At 54.2% G+C, this 22,510-nt stretch carries 20 protein-coding genes; 5 read left to right on the top strand and 15 right to left on the bottom strand.

Features of this window, described 5'->3' with window-relative positions; genetic code table 11:
• From ACVDG4_RS23290 to ACVDG4_RS23275, 4 genes are all read right to left on the bottom strand, one after another.
• The coding region (locus ACVDG4_RS23290) for a transposase (RefSeq protein ID WP_447235112.1) at positions 1-190 on the bottom strand (190 nt) is incomplete at its 3' end.
• A gap of 47 nt (positions 191-237) precedes the next feature.
• Complete coding sequence (gene glpK, locus ACVDG4_RS23285) at positions 238-1,731, bottom strand: glycerol kinase GlpK (RefSeq protein ID WP_447236837.1); 1,494 nt, start codon at positions 1,729-1,731, stop codon at positions 238-240.
• 82 nt (positions 1,732-1,813) lie between these two features.
• Positions 1,814-3,334, bottom strand: a complete 1,521-nt coding sequence (gene glpD, locus ACVDG4_RS23280; RefSeq protein WP_447236836.1) for a glycerol-3-phosphate dehydrogenase — start codon at positions 3,332-3,334, stop codon at positions 1,814-1,816.
• A 160-nt stretch (positions 3,335-3,494) separates the two neighbouring features.
• Positions 3,495-5,765 carry a mechanosensitive ion channel domain-containing protein gene (locus ACVDG4_RS23275; protein ID WP_447236835.1) on the bottom strand — a complete coding sequence of 757 codons (2,271 nt, stop codon included), beginning with the start codon at positions 5,763-5,765 and terminating at the stop codon, positions 3,495-3,497.
• A 274-nt stretch (positions 5,766-6,039) separates the two neighbouring features.
• Here ACVDG4_RS23275 and ACVDG4_RS23270 point away from each other — a divergent pair, with 274 nt between their 5' ends.
• Positions 6,040-7,155: a DUF2336 domain-containing protein gene (locus ACVDG4_RS23270; RefSeq protein ID WP_306147767.1), complete on the top strand. Its 1,116-nt coding sequence runs from the start codon at positions 6,040-6,042 to the stop codon at positions 7,153-7,155.
• On the opposite strand, the gene ACVDG4_RS23265 is transcribed toward ACVDG4_RS23270, so the two are convergent.
• The 3 genes from ACVDG4_RS23265 to fliI form a co-directional block, all read right to left on the bottom strand.
• The gene (locus tag ACVDG4_RS23265) at positions 7,156-7,599 is read right to left on the bottom strand and encodes a paraquat-inducible protein A (protein WP_447236834.1); all 444 of its coding nucleotides are present in this window, start codon (positions 7,597-7,599) and stop codon (positions 7,156-7,158) included.
• Between the two features lie 171 nt (positions 7,600-7,770).
• A complete protein-coding gene (gene fliJ, locus ACVDG4_RS23260; protein ID WP_008193062.1) occupies positions 7,771-8,181 on the bottom strand; it encodes a flagellar export protein FliJ in 411 nt (136 codons plus the stop codon).
• A gap of 28 nt (positions 8,182-8,209) precedes the next feature.
• Complete coding sequence (gene fliI / locus ACVDG4_RS23255; RefSeq protein ID WP_209179816.1) at positions 8,210-9,535, bottom strand: flagellar protein export ATPase FliI; 1,326 nt, start codon at positions 9,533-9,535, stop codon at positions 8,210-8,212.
• 373 nt (positions 9,536-9,908) lie between these two features.
• On the opposite strand from fliI, the gene ctrA reads away from it, so the two are divergent.
• Entirely contained in the window at positions 9,909-10,601 is a 693-nt protein-coding gene (ctrA, locus tag ACVDG4_RS23250) for a response regulator transcription factor CtrA (protein ID WP_008194123.1), read from the top strand.
• 129 nt (positions 10,602-10,730) lie between these two features.
• On the opposite strand, the gene ACVDG4_RS23245 is transcribed toward ctrA, so the two are convergent.
• Positions 10,731-11,702: an MBL fold metallo-hydrolase gene (locus ACVDG4_RS23245; protein ID WP_447236833.1), complete on the bottom strand. Its 972-nt coding sequence runs from the start codon at positions 11,700-11,702 to the stop codon at positions 10,731-10,733.
• A gap of 255 nt (positions 11,703-11,957) precedes the next feature.
• Between ACVDG4_RS23245 and ACVDG4_RS23240 the strand changes: the two genes are divergently transcribed.
• Complete coding sequence (locus tag ACVDG4_RS23240) at positions 11,958-12,854, top strand: LytTR family DNA-binding domain-containing protein (RefSeq protein WP_447236832.1); 897 nt, start codon at positions 11,958-11,960, stop codon at positions 12,852-12,854.
• 127 nt (positions 12,855-12,981) lie between these two features.
• Here ACVDG4_RS23240 and ACVDG4_RS23235 read toward each other — a convergent pair whose 3' ends face one another.
• From ACVDG4_RS23235 to ACVDG4_RS23205, 7 genes are all read right to left on the bottom strand, one after another.
• Complete coding sequence (locus ACVDG4_RS23235; protein WP_447236831.1) at positions 12,982-13,869, bottom strand: CheR family methyltransferase; 888 nt, start codon at positions 13,867-13,869, stop codon at positions 12,982-12,984.
• On the bottom strand, positions 13,866-15,095 hold the full coding sequence (locus tag ACVDG4_RS23230; RefSeq protein WP_447236840.1) for a protein-glutamate methylesterase/protein-glutamine glutaminase: 1,230 nt from the start codon (positions 15,093-15,095) through the stop codon (positions 13,866-13,868). The genes ACVDG4_RS23235 and ACVDG4_RS23230 overlap by 4 nt, the downstream gene beginning before the upstream one ends.
• Positions 15,096-15,110: 15 nt before the next feature.
• The gene (locus ACVDG4_RS23225; protein ID WP_133951489.1) at positions 15,111-15,476 is read right to left on the bottom strand and encodes a response regulator; all 366 of its coding nucleotides are present in this window, start codon (positions 15,474-15,476) and stop codon (positions 15,111-15,113) included.
• 38 nt (positions 15,477-15,514) lie between these two features.
• Positions 15,515-16,006: a chemotaxis protein CheW gene (locus ACVDG4_RS23220; RefSeq protein ID WP_133951487.1), complete on the bottom strand. Its 492-nt coding sequence runs from the start codon at positions 16,004-16,006 to the stop codon at positions 15,515-15,517.
• Positions 16,003-18,813 carry a hybrid sensor histidine kinase/response regulator gene (locus ACVDG4_RS23215; protein WP_209174783.1) on the bottom strand — a complete coding sequence of 937 codons (2,811 nt, stop codon included), beginning with the start codon at positions 18,811-18,813 and terminating at the stop codon, positions 16,003-16,005. Before ACVDG4_RS23215 ends, ACVDG4_RS23220 begins: the two co-directional genes overlap by 4 nt.
• A gap of 132 nt (positions 18,814-18,945) precedes the next feature.
• Positions 18,946-19,590 carry a histidine phosphotransferase ChpT gene (gene chpT / locus ACVDG4_RS23210; RefSeq protein WP_133951483.1) on the bottom strand — a complete coding sequence of 215 codons (645 nt, stop codon included), beginning with the start codon at positions 19,588-19,590 and terminating at the stop codon, positions 18,946-18,948.
• A 197-nt stretch (positions 19,591-19,787) separates the two neighbouring features.
• On the bottom strand, positions 19,788-20,165 hold the full coding sequence (locus ACVDG4_RS23205) for a YHS domain-containing (seleno)protein (protein WP_447236830.1): 378 nt from the start codon (positions 20,163-20,165) through the stop codon (positions 19,788-19,790).
• A 231-nt stretch (positions 20,166-20,396) separates the two neighbouring features.
• On the opposite strand from ACVDG4_RS23205, the gene ACVDG4_RS23200 reads away from it, so the two are divergent.
• Entirely contained in the window at positions 20,397-21,002 is a 606-nt protein-coding gene (locus ACVDG4_RS23200; protein ID WP_306147773.1) for a DUF1134 domain-containing protein, read from the top strand.
• A gap of 119 nt (positions 21,003-21,121) precedes the next feature.
• Positions 21,122-22,429, top strand: coding sequence for a coiled-coil domain-containing protein (locus tag ACVDG4_RS23195; RefSeq protein ID WP_447236829.1), 1,308 nt, complete (start codon positions 21,122-21,124; stop codon positions 22,427-22,429).
• Positions 22,430-22,510 lie beyond the last annotated feature (81 nt).

Raw genomic sequence — 22,510 nt, 5'->3', positions numbered from 1 at the left:
GGAAGGCCGTGCTCCAGTTACCGAACATGGCAGGAAGATCCCGCCAGGGGCTGCCTGTTCGAACAATCCAAAGCACGGCTTCGATAAAAAGGCGGTTATTCTTGCCGCTCCGCCCAGGGTCTGTCGGCTTGCCAAGGCAGTGTGGTTCAATCTTAACCCATTGGGCGTCTGTCAGTACAAAGCGATCCATCCAAAGCTTGAATCACATCCGTACTGATTTGTGAATCCCCACAGACCCTAGTCCAGATTGGAGCGCGTTCTCCTGACCGCGTCTTTCCAACCGGCCAGAAGCTGATCCCGCCGATCCTGGTCAAGGTGGGGCTCAAACCGTTTTTCCAGTTTCCATTTGGCGGAGAATTCCTTCTGGCCAGGCCAAATCCCGGCCCGACTTCCTGCGAGCCAGGCAGCGCCGAGGGCTGTGGTCTCAGCAACGGTTGGACGATCCACTGGCGCACCAAGGATGTCGGACAGGAACTGCATCGTCCAATCGGACGCTGTCATGCCCCCATCGACCCGCAATACGGGCGAATGTGCATCCGGCCAGTCAGACTGCATCGCAGAGATGAGGTCACTGGTCTGATAACCAACACTTTGCAGAACCGAACGGGCGATTTCCTTTGGCCCGGTGTTCCGGGTCAACCCGAACATCGCGCCACGCGCATCCGCGTCCCAGTATGGCGCACCGAGACCGACGAAGGCCGGGACCAGATAGACGTCCTGGTTTGGGTCGGCCTGCTCGGCAAGCGCCTGAGAGTCGGCGGCGTTTTCAATGAGGCCGAGGCCATCACGGAGCCATTGGACCGCGGCACCTGCAATGAAAATCGATCCCTCGAGCGCATAAGTCGTCTCACCGTTTAGTCGGTAAGCGATCGTCGTCAACATCCGGTTTGCAGAGGCGACCGGCTTCGTACCCGTATTCATCAAGGCAAAACAGCCGGTGCCGTAGGTCGACTTCACCATGCCCGGTTCAAAACACGCCTGTCCCACAGTGGCAGCCTGCTGGTCCCCGGCGACGCCAAGGATCGGCAACTCCCGCCCGAAGAGATCCGCCTTGGCCACCCCGAAATCATCCGCGCTGTCTTTGACGTCGGGCAGAAGACTCATAGGGATTTTCAATAGCTCGCAAAGCTCGGCATCCCAGGAATTGTCATGGATGTTATAAATCAGTGTCCGGGATGCATTGGTAGCGTCAGTCGCGTGCACCTCGCCTTCTGTCAAATGCCAGATCAGCCAGCTATCAACCGTTCCGAACGCAAGTTCACCGCGTTCGGCTCGTGCACGAACGCCGTCGACATTGTCCAAGATCCAGGCGATTTTTGTCCCGGAGAAATAGGGATCAAGCAGCAAGCCAGTTTTGGCTGTGAATTTTGCCTCGCGACCGTCTGCGCGAAGTTTTGCGCAAAAGTCGGCGGTCCGGCGGTCCTGCCACACAATCGCATTGTAGACCGGCTCACCGGTTTTGCGATCCCAGACCAGCGTTGTTTCACGCTGGTTTGTAATCCCGATCGCTGCGACATCGGCACCGTTGCCCGGTGCATTTGCCATCGCCTCGCGGCAAACACGGAGCGTGCTGGTCCATATATCGGATGGTGAGTGCTCAACCCAACCAGACTTTGGAAAGTGTTGCGGAAACTCTTGCTGCCCGACACTTACCGGCTGAAAATCCTCACCAAATACAATGGCACGGCTTGACGTGGTGCCCTGGTCAATCGCCAACACACATCCGGCCATGGCGCTCCTCCCAAATTTCATGCTTGTTGTTTTTTAAAAAACCGCCGGCGGCTCCCGGCGGTTCGGTCAGGTTTTGACAGCACTATGCAGCAGTGCCAACCAACTGCGCAAGATGAGCGGAGAGGTAGTCGTCGAGCGCGGCTGTTTCCACTTCGCTCAAACGCAAACCCAATTTGGTCCGCCGCCACAAGACATCTTCTGCGGTCCGGGCCCATTCGCGGCTGACGAGCCATTTCACTTCGGCTTCATAGAGATTGTAGCCAAACAGCTGACCAAGATCAGAAAGTTGCGCTGCCTTTCCTAGGATAGACCGGGCATCAGTGCCGTAAAGGCGGATCAGGCGCGTGGCGAAGGTTTTGTCGAGGAAAGGATAATGGGCCTGTAGCGCCGAGACTTCTTCTTCAAAAGCCAGAACGTTGAAGTTTCCGCCCGGCAACACGTCCTGATCCGTCCACTCATCGCGTTTGAATGGCAGATGTGGTTTCAGTTTTTCCAGAACGTGTTCGGATAGCTTCCTGTACGTTGTGATTTTCCCGCCAAACACAGACAGAACGGCCGGTTTCTTGTCCCCGGCATCCAACTCAAGGACATAGTCGCGTGTGGCAGCCTTAGCATCTTTCGCGCCGTCATCATAAAGTGGGCGCACGCCCGAATAGGTATGGACGACATCATCCGGAGTAACCGGCGTCTCGAGATATTCGCTCACCGCTTTGCACAGATACTCAACCTCGTCTTGAGAGATTTGCACCTTGCCAAGGTCATCCTGGTAATCGACGTCTGTGGTCCCGATGAGCGTAAAGTCATTTTCATACGGGATCGCAAATACAATCCGGCCATCGCCGTTCTGAAAAATGAAGCACCGGTCGTGCTCGAACTGACGCGGCACGATGATGTGGCTGCCTTTAACGAGGCGGATTGCCGACGAATTGTTTGCTCCGACGACCCCGCGCAACATTTCCGCAACCCAAGGCCCTGCAGCGTTGACCAAAACGGAGGCTGTAACGGTGCGCTCAGTACCGGACGACAGATCTTTCAGGACAACTTGCCAATGATCTCCCTCCCGGCGGGCGCTGACGCATTTTGTGCGGGTCAGGACTTCAGCCCCGCGATCGGCGGCATCGCGGGCATTCAGTACCACTAAACGCGCATCGTCGACCCAGCAATCTGAGTACTCAAACCCCTTCTTGAAAAGCTTTTTCAAACCCTTGCTGTAGGTCCCTTGATCCAGGGGCACGGTCTTTGTCGCCGGAAGAAGTTTGCGGCCGCCGAGATGGTCATACATGAACAAGCCGAGCCGCAGCAGCCACGCCGGACGCAGATCTTTGTGATGAGGCAGGATGAAACGCAGTGGCCAGGCGATATGCGGCGCCAACTTCCAGAGGACCTCGCGTTCTTTCAGCGCCTTGCGCACCAAGTCGAACTCGTAATACTCAAGGTAGCGCAACCCGCCATGGATAAGCTTGGTCGATGCAGACGAGGTTGCTCCCGCAAGATCTCCCATCTCAACAAGCATAACCGACGCGCCCCGACCGACAGCATCACGGGCAATTCCTGCACCATTGATCCCGCCACCAATTACCAAAAGATCGTAGTCCGCCGCCATGGTCCTCTAAGGCTCCGTATATTTCGCGCGATTTCTAAAACGAAAATAATTCGAAACCAGTCGAAAATCAATCACAATTCATTCACGCATAAGAAAAGCCCCTGCCAGAGGACAAGCCAGCCAGCAGAGGCTCAGAAAAATGCAAATGAGAAGTGTGCGGCTAGCGGTCGCCATCCTCCGCCGGCGCGTCGTCGGCGAGCGGTTTCGGTTTCTTGGTGGCCTTGGCTTGCGTGACCTTTGGCACATCGTCCTGCGCATACGCTGGCGTTGCTGCATGATAGGTCACTTGCGGGAACGGAATTTCGATATTGCGCTCGTCAAAAACCTGTTTGACATACTCGTTATAAGCCCGGCCGACAGACCATTGATCACCTGGCGTGGTTTTGATCCGGGCACGAATGTCGATAGAACTTGCACCGAAGTTTGTGACCCCGTGCATTTCAAGATCTTCATATATTTTGGAACCGTAGTCGGTCGCCTTGAGACGCCGGAATGCTTCCTGCATCGCCTCTTTTGCCTCGGCGATATCTGTATCGTAAGAAACCCCAATCAAGGCCACGTGATACGAGAAACCGCGCATGAAATTGGACACCATGTCCACAGACGAGAATGGAATGATGTGTGTCGTCCCATTCAGATCGCGAATCCGGACAGATCTCACGGTAATGCCTTCAACAGTGCCGGTGATGCCTGCGACGGTCACAACATCTCCCTGGTTGATTGCATTCTCAATCTGAATGAAGGCGCCCGTGATGATGTCTTTCACAAGTGTCTGAGCACCGAATGAAATCGCAAGACCCACTACACCGGCACCGGCGATCAACGGGCCGATATCAATGCCGATTTCCGACAGTCCGAGCAAAACGGTCATCACGAGAATGACGACGGTCGCGGCATTCCGAAACAGTTGGAAAAGTGTTCGCTCGCGCGCGGTAACGATGTGACCGCGCCGCGACTGCAGGCGCAGGTCAACCCAGGACATCAACGCCAACCAGATAGCGAAACCAACCAGAACAACAAGGAATGCGGACCCGTAGCTGCTGACGAGACGATTGCCGGTTTCAGACGACAACCAATCCAGAATGCTGAAGAGCCCCCAAACCTCAAAGAGCAGGAGAACGGTTGCGATAAAGACGAAGAAGCGAACCAGCTTGAGCAGTCGTGGAACAAAGGCATTTAGCCGGTGTTGGAGTGCTGGAAGTTTTGTGTTCAGATCTTCGGGCAGTCGTATTCCGCCCTTGATGGCTCGGGTAACGATCAATGACAGCGCCATCCCTGCCATGATCGTGACAATCGACAGGACGGTCGCCCGCAAGATGATGGTTGTTGCATCAAACGGCCGGGTTACCCAGACGACAAAGATCGCGATGATGTAACCGAGCGCGCCAACATGCCAAAGCTTTCCAAGGTTGGATAGAGCCCTTTGCGCCAGATTACTCTGCAGCGTTTCCGCATATCCTTGCGTTCCCTCCCGCACCCGGACGCGGTTCCGCACAATCAGCACCATCAAGTAGATCATGCCGCTGAGCACGATCAGAAAGCGAAGCGCATTCCCAAGAACAAACGAAACAGCAATGTTGGAAACGGGAACCAGCAGAAATATGCCGAAGTTGTTCCAGTACATATACAGGCGAAGCCTTGTGTACCAATAAAGGGCATTCTGGTCGTCGAAGGGAAGCAATCGCAACTCCGGACGGCGCGGCGCAAACACAAACCGAAGCGCGACATTGGCCATTCCAGTTATGAAAAACGCATTGAGCGCAAGACTTTCCTGAATGGTGACGCCAGCTGCAAACCCGCCATACGCCAAAAGAGCAACAAAATAGCCAACGCCCAAACCGATTGCGACCGTGATCCCGTCAATCACGGTAGACAAGACCAGAATGGATGTCCGCATCAGCCCGCCGCCATACCGCGCCTTGAGAGCGAGCCCGGCATACGCTTTTCGAGCAACCAACTGACCTGACCAGAAGGCTAGGTAAGCAGCAATCAAGACCGCTGCAACTTGCACAAATACCGTCTGAACCCGATCCCACTTGATCGGAATATCCCCTTTGAGGATCAAAAACAGTCCGTTCAGCGAATGCCCGGCTCTGTCGAGGAAGATGCCAACTTCATCTGCAAGCTTTCGGGTGTATTCCCCTACCCTCAGAACAAAGCTCTCATTGGCCTCTACTGGTGTCGCCGTAGCGGGCTCGGACTGCGCGCCAGTTTGATCACTGCCATTATCCGCCGTCTGCTGGTCTTCGCTCAGTTGTTTGATGAGTGCCGCGCGGGTATCAGGATCCTCTAAAATCTTGATCAGTGCATCACGCGCCTGGCTGATTTCGTCTGCTTGCTGGGTGGAATCAGCAGCGTCTTGCGCGATGGCCGCACCTGGAACAAGCATGAGAAAAATGATCAGGCAAAGGCTACGCATAAGGACGGTCATAAAGGCTTCCACCAGCACAGAATTATCGTTGGAAAGACAGTATGCTAGAGGTGACGTAGGCCCACGGCAATCCCGGTTTGATGTCTTTAGCGGTTCGTTCAACAGAAGCCATGCCTGCTCCCGATCAGTCGATACATTGCGATTTATGACGATACACGTCGCAAAATATCAAGAAATATCCTAAATTTCCGCAAGGTCATCTTTAACTTTCGGACTAAATGGTAACGTATTAATAACAGTATGAAGCTTTCCTTCCGTGTTAAGAGGAGGAAAGATGTCAGTCACGCTGTTAAAACTTGCCGAGGAAGGTACAGATTCCGCACGGGCGGCGCTGTTCGGTGAGCTTTGCAGGCTCGTTACTGATGATCTGGACCAGCGCACCACACCGGAACTCACGATATTTGCAGAGGTAACGCTCAAGCTTTACAGCGACGCCACGGCCGACGACCGCGTGCGCCTCGCGCAGAAACTGTCAAACTGCCCAGACATACCCGATACGCTGGCCAAAAAAATCGCGGAAGATGATGCACCAATCGCATCCCCCCTCCTGGCGTCTTCTCCTGTCTTCTCACAGGAAGATCTTCTTCAGTTCATTCAAGAACTGAGCAATGCGCATCTGCAAGCCATTGCCCACCGTCCGGACCTCAGCTCTGAAGTCTCCGACGCACTTGCGCAAAAGGGTGATACCCCGATTCACCGTATCCTTGCCGGAAACCGGGAAATTCGATTGTCCCGAGATGCCATGGTTTGCCTCGTACGGCTTGCTGCCGAAGACACCAAAGTTCGGGAAAGCTTGTCGCATAGATCGGATCTGACGCCCGCGATCTGTCAGCAATTGCTGCCAATGGTCAATGAAGACGCAAAGAAGCGTTTGACGTCAATCATTCAAGGTGCCCTGTCACAGGAACAGCTCGATCAGATTGCGAAGATCAAGAAACTGAGACGGGAACTTGGGCATGCCTTGGACAATCACGATATGAGCTTGTTGTGGCCTGATGCACAACGCGCCGGTGCAACACCGGATGAGCTGATCACACTCTTGCTCCAGGACCAGCGATTTAACCACGTCATCGAGCTGATGAGCTTGCGTGGAAGGATCGCGCAAAAAGCCTTCAAGGACGCCGTTTTCAACGGAAAGCTGGAAACCGTCATGCGGACGGCTGCCCGTTGCGGCCTTCAACCTCAAACTTTTGCATTGTTTGTGAAAGCTCGGTGCGACCACCTTCGGATTCCGTCAAAGAAGGGTTCGAGCTGGATCGGCGCTTACGCTGCGCACCTTAAAGAGTTGGAAGCGTCTAAAGAGGGCCGGTGTTCTGACTTCCAGGCAAATCGCAAAGGCAGAAAATCAGACGCAGTTGCGACCGTTTCTAGCAGGCTCGCTTTTGCATAATCATCCTCCGGTCGCCCGCCGGCACAAGGCTGCAGCAAGTGCGGTCGCAACAGTAGCGCTGGCATAAAACCATAACCCCGGCAGGATCGAGGCAGCCGCCAAACCGCTGGTTTTCGCCGCAAAGAGGACCAGCGCGACAAGCATCACATCCAGCATGGACCACTTACTGAGCGTCGACAGCAACGCGAGCGATCTCAGCCGTGCGCCTGTTATCACCGCGATATGTACAACGATGATCTTCGCAGCAGGAAACACGACGGAAAACAACGCGATGATCACCGCTAGCGCTCCATCCCCTTCCAGCCACAAACCATGAATGACCTCTAGCAGAGACGGCCGCTCCTCCAGAAAATAGAGTTTTTCAATACTCATCAGCGGGAGGGTAATGCCGAGTGTGAATGAAAAAGTTGCGATTGGCAGGAGTAGTGCAATCATCAACCGCATATTGGTTGCTCCTGCATAATGTTTATTCAATTTCAGAAGACGATTTCATCCCGCAATTTATGTCGCGAGAATAGTATTCCAAATATATCTTTATAAAGGCGAGTGGCTCACACAATTTATACGCCGTGGCCAAAACCGCCGCGGCGCCTGTTTCACAAACCGTTCTTGATCTCAGTATCTGGACCGTCCACGCGCAGCAACTTCATCAAGTTGTTCCTGCTCTGCGGCTTCCTGAGCGGTGCGTTCGCGCTGCTGATCCCGCTCTTCCAGCTGTTCGAACTTCTTCAGATCTTCAATAGCCTCGCTGAGCTCGTCCTGAGCGCGCTGCAACTGATCGTCCAGTTCATGGGCCGAATTACGCAAGTTGTCTCTACGATCAGCAGCAGCCTTTGCGAATGTCGGGTAGGCGAAATGACTAACGTCGGTAATCCCTGTCCGCTCCTGCTCGGTGCGAATCTGATCATCAAGCTCGTCCGCCATCCGGTTGAACTCGGATATCATGCTCTCGATCTGGGCGAGCTGCCGCCGTTTTTCGTCAACCTGAAACCGCTTCAAACGGATCAAACTGTCTCGGGTTTTCATTACTCAATACTCCCCTTACACGGGTAGTCTATCCCTGAGTCATTTCCAAAAGGTTGGCAAGCTGCGCATAACCTTCAAAAATTGTTGTCGACTCGTCTTTGCCCTGATTCAGGAAATCATCAATTGGCCCGAATCGAAAGATTGCCTCATCAACAGTCGGGTCCGATCCCCGCCTGTAGGCACCAAGCCGAATGAGTTCTTCCATATCCGTATAGGTGGAGAGAAGCTGTTTTGCCTTTCTCAAGACAGGTTGCTGCTCCGGAGGGACACAACGCGGCATGGTCCGAGATACAGATTTCAAGACATTAATTGCTGGATACCGTCCCCGTTCCGCGATCCCGCGCTCCATCACAACGTGCCCGTCCAGGATCCCGCGCACGGCATCAGCAACAGGTTCGTTGTGATTGTCGCCTTCCACAAGAACAGTAAAGAGCCCCGTAATCGAACCTGATCCAGTTTTTCCGGGGCCAGCCCGCTCCAGAAGGCGCGGCAATTCGGTAAAGACCGTCGGTGTATATCCTTTTGATGTCGGCGGTTCCCCGATGGAAAGGCCGATTTCCCGTTGCGCCATAGCGAATCGGGTCACCGAATCCATCATGCACAGGACTTTGTCGCCCTCGTCCCGGAAATGTTCTGCGACCGTCATGGCAAGATAAGCTGCCTGCCGCCGCATCAACACACTCTCATCGGAAGTCGCGACCACAACCACCGACCGGGCCAAACCTTCTTCGCCAAGATCGTCTTCAATGAACTCTTGTACTTCCCGGCCACGTTCACCGATCAACCCGATCACAGCCGTGTCGCACTGGGTGTTTCGGGCCAGCATCGACATAAGCACGGATTTACCAACGCCCGAACCGGCGAAGATACCCATACGCTGACCTTCACAGCACGTAACGAAGGTATTGAGTGCCCGGACACCAAGATCCAGCGGTGGCCCCACCCGGGCCCGTTCAGAGGCCGGCGGAGGTGCACTTCGCAATTTGCGAGGCAGACCGCCATTTGGAAGAGGTCCTTTACCATCAATCGGTTCACCAAGAGCATTAATCACTCGGCCAAGCCAGGCATTACTCGGATGAACAACGCTCTCCCGGGAGGTGATTACGGCCTTGCATCCCATCCGCACTCCTTCAAGACCGGAGAAAGGCATACACAGCGCGTGCCCTTCCCGGAAACCTACAACTTCTGCAGGAACCTGCGGGTTATCCTCACCACTGTCGATCAACAAACGGGATCCGACACTCATTTCGTGAATGGGTCCGGCAATCTCGACAAGCAGCCCCTGAACGGCGGCTACACGGCCATAAATTTCCGTAGCCATAAGCGAATCAATTTCCGCAAAAAGCGCCTTCACCTAAGAATCCTCTAACCATTAATGGTTTTGGTAACCGATCGTTTACGAGTCTGGTTAATCTTAACCTTTGAAAGGCAGACGAGCGAGGGTCATTTCTAAGTTAATCTGGCTTTGTTGAAAGGAATCTGAACGGAATCGGTTACGCCGGTTTCTTAACGCACCACTTTAAGAAAGATGAATCGGGATTCTTTCCGGGGATTCAATTAGTTGGGTGTTGTTCACAGAAACGTTCCAACGAGCCTTGCCGCTATGAAAGAGAATTTGTTAACCATTAACCGATAACAAATGAGTCGGGGTTAACAGCAGTCCTTCGTAGCAGGCGCCGACACAGCCGTTGCGACTTGCCCAGGAAAGGCAGAATAAGGGGATTGGCATGCGTGTATTGTTGATTGAGGATGATAACGCGACAGCGCAAAGCATCGAATTGATGCTGAAGTCCGAGAACTTCAACGTCTACACGACAGATCTTGGCGAGGAAGGTATCGACCTTGGCAAGCTGTACGATTACGACATCATTATGCTGGATCTGAACCTGCCGGACATGTCCGGGTACGAGGTTCTCCGCACACTTCGGGTCTCTAAAGTTAAGACACCGATCTTGATCTTGTCCGGTAACGCCGGCATCGAGGACAAGGTCCGTGGCTTGGGCTTTGGCGCTGACGACTACATGACCAAGCCGTTCCACAAGGACGAGCTTGTGGCCCGCATCCACGCGATCGTGCGCCGCTCGAAAGGTCATGCACAGTCCGTCATCGTCACTGGCGATCTGAAGGTCAATCTGGACACCAAGACCGTTGAGGTCGGGGGACAGCGTGTGCATCTGACCGGCAAAGAATATCAGATGCTTGAACTTCTCTCTCTTCGGAAGGGCACGACCCTGACCAAGGAGATGTTCCTGAACCACCTGTATGGCGGCATGGACGAACCCGAGCTGAAGATCATCGACGTCTTTATTTGTAAGCTGCGCAAGAAATTGGCCGCTGCGACGTCTGGAAAGAACTACATCGAAACGGTTTGGGGCCGTGGATATGTTCTCCGCGAACCGGATGTTGAGGCCGCCGCATAAACACGCGGTTTAATAAGATCGAGAAAAACCCGGCTGAAATGGCCGGGTTTTTTATTGCTCAAAATAGAAGCGGCTGGATCGAGCTCCAGCCGCTTCCGCCTCTCTAGTTTCAGGGATGGGGCCTGTGCACTAGAGGCTAAGCTGATAGGACGCTGGTACGTAACGGAAGCCGTCACCGTCCGTTGCAACATATCCGACGGCTGGGAATGGCATATGGTAGCCGACAAATGGGATACGGTCGGATGCGAGCATGCCCAGGACAGATTTACGGGTTGCTGCCGCAGCTTCCTTGTCCATATCAAACCGAACTTCCCAGTCAGGGCGCGCTAACGACCAGACATAGTGGTTTGCAAGGTCAGCAGCGAGAAGAAGCTGCTGACCGCCATCTTCCAACATATAAAGTGTATGCCCCGGTGTATGACCGTAGGCAGCCATTGCGGTGATCCCACCGGCAACGCTGCCACCTTCATCCAGGAAAGTCATCTTGTCCGCGAGCGGCTTGACGTTTTTGGTCATCAGTTTTGTGACACCGTTCGCTTCCGGATCCATTCCTGCCCAGAAATCATATTCTTTTTGAGCGATCACGTAACGCGCATTCGGGAAAGCTGGCGCACCGCCCTCCATCAGGCCACCGATGTGGTCAGGATGCATATGGGTGATGACCACGACGTCGACCTGTTCCGGAGTGTAGCCCGCGCTTTCCAGGGCAGCACGCATGTTGCCCCGCGCTGGGCGTCCACCTTCGCCAACGCCGGTGTCAAAGAGAACCAGCTCAGTGCCTGTGTTGACCAGAGTGGGTGTGAAGAACGCTTTAAAAGTATCCGCAGGGATAAAGGACTCTGACGATTTTGCCGCAAATGTGTCCGCATCGACGTTCATGCCGAAAGTCTTTTGTGGCTCACCAACGGTCACGGCACCATCCAGCAACGTATTGACCTCAAAAGAGCCAACATTGTAGCGCGCGACGGGTGCAGCCATAGGGCCTTGCTTGTCGGCAGCAGCATGCACTGCTCCAGAAGACACCACTCCAGCTCCTACTGCAGCAGCCCCTGCCCCGAGAAGCGCAGCGCGCCGCGTCAGTTGGACTTGGATATCACTCATGTGTATTTCCCCTGATTGATCAAACTGGGTCCAAGGCTTTTTTTAACTCGTCATACAACGAAGCCGTGAACGAACACATTTGGATAACTGGGACACAATAGCTGACGGGAAACCGCCTTAGGCCAATTGAACCCTCATTAATTCGTGAATTCTTAAGCGTAAAAATAATTTCAACCTTTTCATATACTTATTGAAGTTTTCCATTCATGCATCATCAATGGTATGATGGATCCCGTCCGATGGAAGGAATTCTGAATGACGCGGCACGGGTCGCTAACACTGTTTGGGCTGACCCTCGCCGCAGCGGGATTGCTGGCTGCGAACCAACAGACGCGGCCAGAGGGATGGCCAGTCATCGGCGTCTATGGCTATTGGTTGGTACGGATCGGAATTGAATCCACACTGTTTATAGCCTTTTTGCAGCTGCTCAGCTTGTTGCCCAGAATTGCCAAGCATACCCTTTGGGCAATCAGCCTCGCTGCACTCGCAAGCTACATTCCCTTTGTCCTTTCTGTAACCGCACTGGATATTGTTCTCGGACTCCCTGAGCTCGACGCGCCTGCATTGGGCAAAGCGGGATCCGCAATTCGGCTTGGGGCATTTCTGCAAGAGCTTGTCTATCTCTTGGACAACCATGTCGCTTTGTGCGCGTTGCTGAGCATTCCCATGGTACTCCAGGCGTGTTGGATACCGGCACAGCTTCAGCCACTCAGCGGCAAAAAGACTGGCTCAACGCAGATGTCCGCTGCAGAACCATCCGGCCCGGCAATTACAGAACCAGAGAACACCTCGACAAAATCATCTTTGCTGGAAAGCCTGTCACCACCATTTACTGACCGCATTCTCCGCGCAGAAGCTCAAGAGCATTATGTGAAACTGGTCGGCCCGAATGACACACAAATGGTGCTCTACAGGTTCAGTGATATTCTCCGGGAGCTTCCGGAAAACACTGGCATGCAGGTTCACCGGAGCCATTGGATAGCCCACGAGGCCATTCAGCAGGTCCAGAAAGAGGGCAACAATACGCGGCTCGTGTTGAACGACGGAACTCAAATCCCGGTTAGCCGACGCTATGTCAGCACGGTAAGAGCTTGGGCGGAGCAAAATCTGCGACAACCGTCAGCTGATGGTGGATCTCAAATCGATAAATAGAACCTTACGCCGTCAGGACGAACTGGCACGGACCTCCGCCGGCACTTGCATCGTTCCAGATCAAAACAAAAAGCCCGCTGACTTTTCGGGAAAACCAGCGGGCTTTACAGAAATTTGGAGTGTCCACTTAACGGAGCGTTGTTGCACCAACTGCCAGCCGTGATGTTGCCCCTGCCAAAGCAGGACGTGTCGCCGTCTGAGCAGACTGCTTTTTCTGAAAAAGGCCGCGTTTCCCAGGAACCGGTTTGAAGGCATCAGTCAAGCCAACCACCGTTTCAGCTGCGCCCAGAACTAAGAAACCATCATCTGGGAGAGCCTTGGCGATCCGCTCTAGGATCTCGGTCTTCGTCGGTTGATCAAAGTAGATCAAGACGTTCCGGCAGAAAACGATATCGAACTCTCCGATATGAGAAAACTGCTCCAGAAGATTTAGTTTCTTCCATTCGATCATGGCACGCAATCCGGCATTGATCTGCCACATGTCGCCCTTTTGATCGAAGTATTTCAACAGCAGCTGGATCGGCAGTCCGCGTTGAACCTCGAACTGGCTATAAAGCCCGGTTTTCGCCTTTTCCAGAACTTCCTGCGAGAGGTCTGTGCCCAGGATGCGAATGCGCCAACCACCAACTTTTGCGGCCGCCTCTTTCAGGCAAATCGCAAGCGAATACGGTTCTTGGCCGGTCGATGCCGCCGCGCACCAGATTTTAATCTGTTTACGTGTTGCACGGTTTTGCAACATTGCCGGAAGCATCGTCTCTTTGAAATGCTCAAACGGGGTCTTGTCGCGGAAGAAGAACGACTCATTGGTCGTCATGGCTTCGACAACTTCCGTTTCCAAAGCCCGGTTGCCACCTTTTTGCAGTGACTGAATCAGCGCACTCAAGGTTTCCAACTTGGAACTACGGGCGATCGGCAACAGCCGACTTTCCACCAGATATTGCTTGTCGTTTGACAGAACGAGACCGGAGCGCGTTTTCAAGAATGTCTTGAGGAAATCAAATTCCATAGGGGTCATCGTGTGCTCCCCTTCAAGACGCGGGACACTTTCGGTCCGATTGCCTTCAATGGCAGAACTTCAGAGCACATGCCAGTGTTGGCGGCTGCTCCAGGCATACCCCAAACAACACTTGTTTCTTCATCCTGAGTGATAATGCTACCGCCTCCTGCGGCAATTGTCCGGACGCCATTGGCCCCATCGGAGCCCATGCCGGTCAAAATCAAACCAAGGCACGCCGACCCATAGGCCTTCGACACACTGTCAAAAAGCGGATCAACTGCTGGCTTACAGAAATTGACAGGCGGTCCGTCATTGAGCCGTATTTTTACAGCTCCACCCTCTTTTTCGACTGTCATATGCTTGCCACCCGGAGCGACATAGATGTTTCCGGGTTTCAAAACCTCGCCATCCTCGCCTTCTTTTGACGGGCGCAGCGCGGCCTTCCCCATATGTTCAGCGAGGATCGCCGTAAACGTCGGCGGCATGTGCTGTGTGATCACCACCGGCACATCATTCATTGCCGTGCCAATTTCCTTCATGACTTCCTGCAAAGCCTGAGGTCCACCGGTCGAAGACCCGATTGCCAAGATCCGCGGACGCGCTGAGGAATATGGCCGGAGTTTGAACTTCGGCGCTGCGGCTGCCGCTTGCGGACCAGCTCCGCGAAAGCTTGCACGCGTATCAACAGCTGGGCGAGCAGCCGGCGACGTTGGTGCGGATGGCCGTGATGTCTGGCCAGCACGCGTCTCCGCACGCATCGTCCGCACTGGTGCGCGCATCCGAATAGCACGGGCGCCAAGGGCTTTGACCTTGTCGATCAGTTCCCGGCGGAAATCGACAGATGTAGTGACTTCAGAAGTCGACTCCGGCTTAGGGACGTAATCGGCGGCGCCCAATGATAGGGCCTTAAGACTGACTTCCGCGTTACGACGTGTCAGTGTGGATGCCATGATGACAACCAGGTCCCGTTTCTTTGCCAGCATGAGCGGCAAAGCAGTCATCCCATCCATTTCCGGCATTTCAATATCGAGAACCACAACATCAGGGTTGCTTTTCTCGATATCCTCCACGGCCAACCTGCCGTTTCGGTGAGAGCCGACAACTTTAAGCGCCTTGTCCTCACCGAGCCACCTGGTCAAAAGCCCACGGATCACGACGGCATCATCCACCACCATGACCTTAATCGGGTCTGCACCCGGCGTGACCCCAGCCGTCACATTTCGTTGAGCAAATGCCATATTGATCGACCAACTCTGTACTTAGATAAGCCCAACTTCTTGAAACTTGGCTTCCACGATCTCACGATCAAACGGCTTCATGATGTATTCGTTTGCACCCGCGCGAATTGCCCGGGCGATATGAGCGACATCATTTTCCGTCGTACAAAACACGACCACAGGACTTTCGCCGCCTTCCTCTGCGCGCAGGCTGGTCAAGAACTCCAGCCCATCCATGACCGGCATGTTCCAGTCCAGAAGGATGGCATCCGGCATTGTCTTCCGGCATTCTTCAAGCGCCTTCTGACCGTCCTCTGCCTCGACAATCTCGAAGTTCATATCTTCAAGGATCCGGCGTGCGACCTTTCGAATGACGCTAGAGTCATCGACGACAAGGCACTGTTTCATCGGGCGTAACTCCACTATCGACCTTCTTGCAGGTCTTTTTATGCTGCTGCCATGGGTTCGGTGAACATTGCGCCAAGCAAGCGGTCCACGTCCAAAATTACCATCAATTGACCATCAAGCCGATGGACACCGCCTGCGATTTCTGCCCAGCGGCGGTCCAGGTTCGATGGGTTTGGTTCAGCTGAACTGGACGGCAGGGTCAAAACCTCACCGACCGTGTCGATAACCAGTCCATAGCTCTCATGTTTGTATTCGATACCGACAGCCATCATCTGCTCATCCTGAAGCGGCGGCAGATGCAGCCGGCGCCGCATATTGATCGCAGTGACAATACGTCCGCGAAGGTTCAATACGCCTTGTACTTCCGGCGCTGACATCGGAACCCGCGTCACGCTCTCAGGAACAAACACATCGTGAACCTGAGAGATCGGCAATCCAAACAACTGACCGCCAATCACTACGGTCACATATTGGATCATGTCGTTGCCGGCATTTTTATCTCCGGCAACCTTGTTCTCCAACATACTCATGCGGCAGCTCCCAAATCACCGGCAAAGATATCTTTCAACGCTGCGATCAGACCTGGACGGTCGAATTTTGCGACGTAATCATCAAATCCAGCCTGACGGCCACGCTCGATGGACGCGGGCGTCACGAGCGAAGACAGTGCTAGGATTGGCATCTGTCGGAAACGCGGATCACGACGGATTGCCTCGCAGAACTCGAAGCCGTTGATTTCAGGCATCTCGATATCGCTGACAATCGCGTGGAACTTGTCACCGTTTTCCAACAGTTCGAACGCCTGCGATACACCAACACAAGTGGTTACATCGTAACCGGCCGCTTTCAGAACGGGTGTCAGCATATTGCGGAAGAAAGAAGAGTCGTCGACAAAGAGAACTTTCTTCGTCAGCGCCTCAATGTCCATTTCTTTCCGCATGAACCAGTCTTCGAACGCCTGCGGCAGATAGAAGCCAAGGTCGATGATCTCGGTCGCACGTTCTTTGACAATCGCGGAGCCGAGAACGCCCGGACGCTCCGAACCGACTTCGATGTTCATCCGGTCCTCGACGATGTCGACGATTTCGTCGACCACAAGGCCCATGGATCGACCCGCATCGGAGAACACCAGCATCGGCTGGGTGCCTTCGGTCTTGTGGCTGTCGCCGTCGTTGACGTAAACGAGCGGCATGAGCGCACCACGGTATTGCACCAGATCGCGACCATTGGAACGTTCGATCTTGGAAATGTCGAACTCTTCCAAACGCGTGACCAGCGACAGCGGAACTGCCTTCGGTTCTGGTGCACCGGCGCGGAAGAGAAGCAACGAAATCGCGTTCTGTCCGGTCATTGCCTTTTGCTGCAAATCCTCTTGTTCGTCTTCGCTGTTTTCGGCGACAGCGCTGGATGCATGGCTTGCCATTGCACCCGCAATGCCGTTCGGGTCGATGATCATGATCACCGAACCATCGCCGAGAATGGTGTTGCCCGAGAACATGTCGAGATTTCGCAGCATGGTGGACATCGGCTTGACCACGATTTCTTCCGTGTGGAAGACACCGTCTACGACAACACCGAATGTCTGGCTGCCGACCTGCATCACAACGATGAAGCCGTTGTCAGCATCAATCGCCTCGTCTGCGTTCTCACCCTCATAGATACCCAAAAGCTGGGACAAGTGGACGAGAGGAAGCAGCTTGTTGCGCAACCGAAGGACCGGCGTGTCCTTGATGCGTTCAATCCGATGCTCGGAGTTCTTCTGAACACGCACCAACTCCACGACAGAAAGCTGCGGAATTGCAAACCGGTCACCACCGGCCTCAACGATCAACGTGGAAACGATCGCGAGGGTCAGCGGGATCTTGATAATGAAGCTCGAACCCTTGCCCGTAACAGACCGCAGATCAACGGTTCCGCCGATCAATTCGATATTGTTGCGGACAACGTCCATCCCGACACCACGGCCAGAAACGCTTGTCACTGCCGCCGCTGTCGAGAAGCCTGCATGGAAGATGAACTTCTGAACCTGAGCATCCGTCATCTTCTCGACTTCAGCCTCGGTCGCAAGACCACGCTCGATGATCTTGGCCTTTACACGCTCAACGTCGATACCCTTACCATCATCACGGACTTCGATGATGATGTGGCCACCTTCGTGATAGGCCGCAAGGGTGATGATGCCCTTCTCCGGTTTGCCCGCTGCGCGGCGTTCTTCCGGACGCTCCAATCCGTGGTCGGCGGAGTTCCGAACCATGTGCGTCAGCGGATCCTTGATCATCTCAAGAACCTGACGGTCAAGTTCGGTGTCAGCGCCGATCATTTCCAGTTCGATCGGCTTCTCCAGATCCTGGCTCAAATCGCGAACGATCCGAGGCAGTTTCTGCCAAGCATTGCCAATCGGCTGCATGCGGGTCGCCATCACGCCCTCTTGCAACTCGGCAGTCACGTTTGACAAGCGCTGAAGCGGAACCTTGAATTCACTGTCTTCATGGCGGCGTACAATTTCCAGAAGCTGGTTCCGGGTCAGTACCAACTCGGACACCATCGTCATGAGGTGTTCAAGCGTATCGACCGCAACACGGATGCTCTGGTTGGAAACACCACCGCCGGATGCTTTCTTCTCGCCGCCCTCACCAGAAGGCTTGGCTTTTGCCGCTGGCTGCGCCTCTGCAGGCTTTTCAGGGGCTTTTGCTGCCGCTGGAGCCGGGGCCGGCGCCTCAATTTCTTCCGGCTGCTCGTCCGGAGCCTCATCTTCAGCGCTTTCGGCAACCTCGACTTCAATCTCGGTCTCACGGAAGGCACGCTCAAGCTCATCGAGCGAAACTTCGCCTGGCCGCAACGGCCGTTCAATGGTTTGCTCAGGCAGTGTAAAGTCGTCGCTGTCGGTCGCAGCTTCGGCTTCCGGCTCAGCATCCGCCGCCGGTTCATCGGCTGCGCCGCCGCCGGCCATCGCGGCATCAGCCGCTGCAGACATCTCTTCCAGCTTGCCGATCAGCTCGCTGTCATCGCCTTGCGGTTCTTCGCCTTCAGCAGCTTCCAACTCACCAAGAATGTCCTTGATCTGGTCAATGGAAACCAAGATCAATGACACCGCGTCTTGGGTGACCGGCGCACCGTCGCGGAACTTGCCCATAAGGGTTTCAGCCGCGTGTGCAATTCCTTCAAGCCGGGGAAGGCCCAAGAACCCACAGGTACCCTTAATCGTATGTACCAGACGGAATATGTTGTCTAGAATCGTAGCGTTGTTCGGTTCTTGCTCGAATTTTACGAGCTCCACGTCTACAACGTCGAGACTCTCATTGGTCTCGGTAATAAATTCCCTGAGGAGGTCGTCCATGGCCTGCTCTCACCCGACTTGTTACTGGTTCCGCACCCTGAAAAGGATGTCTGGACCGGGAAGTCCATGAGAGTAGATTGGCGTCAAAGCGTTAAGATACGCTGAAGCAAAAAGATTCTTTTCGGGCCTAAGTTATTCGGTCGGAAGAGCTGTTATTTTTACGCAGTCTTCGTCTTTATCTATTGTTAACTCCATCCCGCACTCACGCGCCAGAAGCAACGAGTAAATCGGCTGAACAGAGTGTGCATCAACGCGCTCAGGCTCTTCTCCGCTCAAGGTTTCCTTCATTCCAAGGGGAATTCGCGGGTTCAAACCAGCCGCATTCAAAGTAAAGGACGGAGATTGTGGTGTCCCACTCATTTCAACCTTGATCTCGCCCCCACGCGGAACGCACTGATTGGCGATCAGGATGAGATTGAGAAGCAACTTCACAAAATTTTTCGGCATCAAATGCCGGTCCAGTTGCCAATTCAGGTTGGATTTTTCATTTTCCATAAACCCGGTGGCAACCACTTGGGCATCGCCAAGATCAATCTCTGCGCCGGCGGATCCGGCAGCACCAAAGGCAAGTCGTGCAAACTGCAGCTTTGCAGACGCCTGTCGCGCACTTTTCCGGATCAGATCCATGGCGAATTCGCGCATGTCCTCAGACCCTTCTTCATCCAGCACTTCCAGTCCATTGGTGATCGCACCAACCGGACTGATGATGTCATGACAGACCCGGCTTGCCACCAGGGCTGCAAGATCCATGGATGAAAGCTCTTTAAGTGCGGACATTGCTCGACGCTGCTCTTTGTAAAAAACCTGCCAAAACGACCTGATTCGCAAGCCGATATGCCAGCGTTACACATCCGCAAAGGCCCTGCCAAGGCTGCAAATCAGCCGATTTCCCGGTCATCCAAGCTATTTTTGGAGATACGTCCGCCGAAACCGGCAAACCAAACTCAAATCCGTCCCAACGGCCACATCAACCGTCATTCCGGCAGGCAGCCGACAGTTTCAGCATGCGACCGAGCTTCGGTGAGCCTTTGGGTGCCATTCACAATGAATAGAAACCGGTTGACCACCGAATAGAAGAACATCAGCCGCCCCTCGACGATCGCATAGATAAACGGATTTCCGGCCGTCGCGAAGCCTTCCGACAGGCCATATCCGCCGCAAGCCGCAAACATCGGGGCATAGGCATTGGGGTGCAGCTTGAAGGCTTCCATATTGCCCTTGTTGACGAAAACCCACTCGGTGTTGCCCCATTTATATGTGTATTCCCGGCTTCCCTTCCGCGGGTATCCATCAACAAAATAGCTGACTGGGTCGTGCCCACCAATTGCATACCCAGTAATCGGATCCGGCACAAAGCTCCTCGGACGTGCCTTTCCGTCGACACTCCACATACAAATAACCGCTGCAAGGATTGCAGAAAGACACATCCAGGTCTTTTTTGGGGGCCAACGTTTCATTGATTCGGCGGACACGTCTTTCATCAATTGAACTGCGAATCATCACTGTATTCGTTAAGTTTAACATCGAAGAGACGCAACGCAGCGAGAAAGACGTCGCCTGTCTGGCGCCAAGGAGTTTACTGGATGGCACATATGTCACGGCTCATATTTTCAATTCTTCCAGCCGCCGCAGTCATTCTGCTTTTGTCCGTTGGACCCAAAGCTGCGTTCGCACAGACCACGACCAACACGCAGTCGCCCCCCGTCAACACTTATGACCAAGATCAGATCCTGCAAACGGGGCATCAGTTTTTCGGATCTGTGTCTGGTGGGCTGGCCTCCGTTGTGGAGAGGGCTTTTGCAAGTTATGGCGAACCAAATGGCTACATCCTTGGGGAAGAAGGCTCTGGTGCATTCGTTGCAGGTGCCCGGTTTGGAGAGGGGCAGCTTTACACCCGCAATGCAGGCAACCACAAAATATTCTGGCAAGGCCCGTCTATCGGTTTCGACTTTGGAGCTGACGGCGCACGCGTCATGATGCTGATCTACAATTTGCCGAGCATTGACCGGGTTTACGACCGGTTCAGCGGCGTAAATGGGTCCGCCTATCTGGTTGGCGGCGTCGGCATGACAGTCCTTGCAAAAGACTCAGTCTTCGTGGTCCCGATCAAGGCCGGGGTCGGCGCACGCCTCGGGTTGAATCTCGGTTACTTGAAATTCACAAGAGAACCGACTTGGAATCCTTTCTAGAGACCTGCAAAAACTATCAGGGTCCAGCCTCAACTGGAGCCCAGACTTGGCTATTAAACCGATGTCCTCTAATGATGATGTAACGTCTTGATGCTTTAAACGGCCACCGGGAGCCTGATGTGATAGAAGCGGCGATGTATGTGGCACTAGGGTTTTGCACGGCCGGGCTGATTTGCCTTGCGATCCTGCCAGCTTTCTATCGCCGTGCCGCGAGACTGACCGAAGAGGCTCTGCGGGCTGTCAATCCATCCAGTTACGCAGAGGTCCGAGCTGCGCAGGACCAGGCACGCGCACAACATGCCGTCGATCTACGCCGCGTTGAACAGTCTCTGAACGCCGAGCGGGAAAAGGCTGCAAAGTGGCACGTAGATGTGACACGGCTGAAGACAGAAATGGCTGCGTTGGAAAAACGCCACGAAGGCGAGATTTCCAAACTGAAAGAAGAGCTATCTGCGAAAGCCTCCGATGAGAAATCAGCTGACATGCTGTCCTCGGAAGTCGCACAACTAAAGCAAAAACTCGCCGAAGCTGAGAAGGCTCTAGCGGAAAGCTGGTCCCAGAAACCGGAATCCGGCGAAGATGTGCCCGCAAAAGGCGCGCAAGGCGAAGACACTTCCGATTGGCTGCCTGCCACAGACACGATGGCGCTTGCGACCATCACGGGGCTGGAAGCTGAAGTTGCGACCTTGAAAGCGCGCCTGGCCAAGGCGGAACCGTCTGTTGCCGGTGAACTCGACGCTGAACGAACAGAGACGGCGCGGGCCCGACTTGCAGAGCTGGAAGCCCAGCTTGTGGATACTGAGGCAAAGTTCATAACTGCTCAGGCGGAAGTGACCCGGCTTTCCCTGCAGCTGGACGCAGCCGACATCAAAGACAGCGATCTTCAGAAGCATTTGACCGAGCAGTTGGAAGCGCTGGCAACAGAAAACGCGCAAAGACTTTCTCAGCTAAAAAACAAGGACCGCACGGTCAATCGGCTAACCGGGGAGATCAAGAAGCTTCGGCAGGATCTCGCAGCAACATCTGCACTCACACAAGTCCGTCAGGACTTCCGGCAGCTGGTCAAACAAGTGTCAGCGGACCCTAACGATAAAAAGAAAGCCGCTTCCAAGCCCTCCCCCAAAGCAGCCGGCAAATCGGCACCTGTGTCAAATAGCGCTGGTGACATGAAGCCCAAGAGAAGAACACGCCGTGCTGGCACTAGTGCCGAAAAGCCAAACACAGCGCCTCCACCGGCTCCCAAAGCCGCAGAAAGCTCGTCAACCACAGAGATTGCCAACGCGGCGGAAGCCCTTGTTAGCCGGATTGTTGCGTCGACCCGAAAAAACAAAGAGCCCTCGAGTGACAACGATCAAGTGCCCCCTGAAAAGACAGATCCGCCGACTGTAAAAAAGCCGAAACAGCGACGGACCGCCGGGGCTGCCTGACAAGAGTTCTGCTGCGACAGAAGGCGTCAATTTGTGTGCGTTTTGAAATTTTGAACTTACTTCCTACCGGACCAACACCTC

This window comes from Roseibium sp. MB-4, assembly GCF_053005265.1.
The sequence above is the reverse complement of the archived record's forward strand: the minus strand, read 5'-3'. Positions and strand labels throughout refer to the sequence as shown.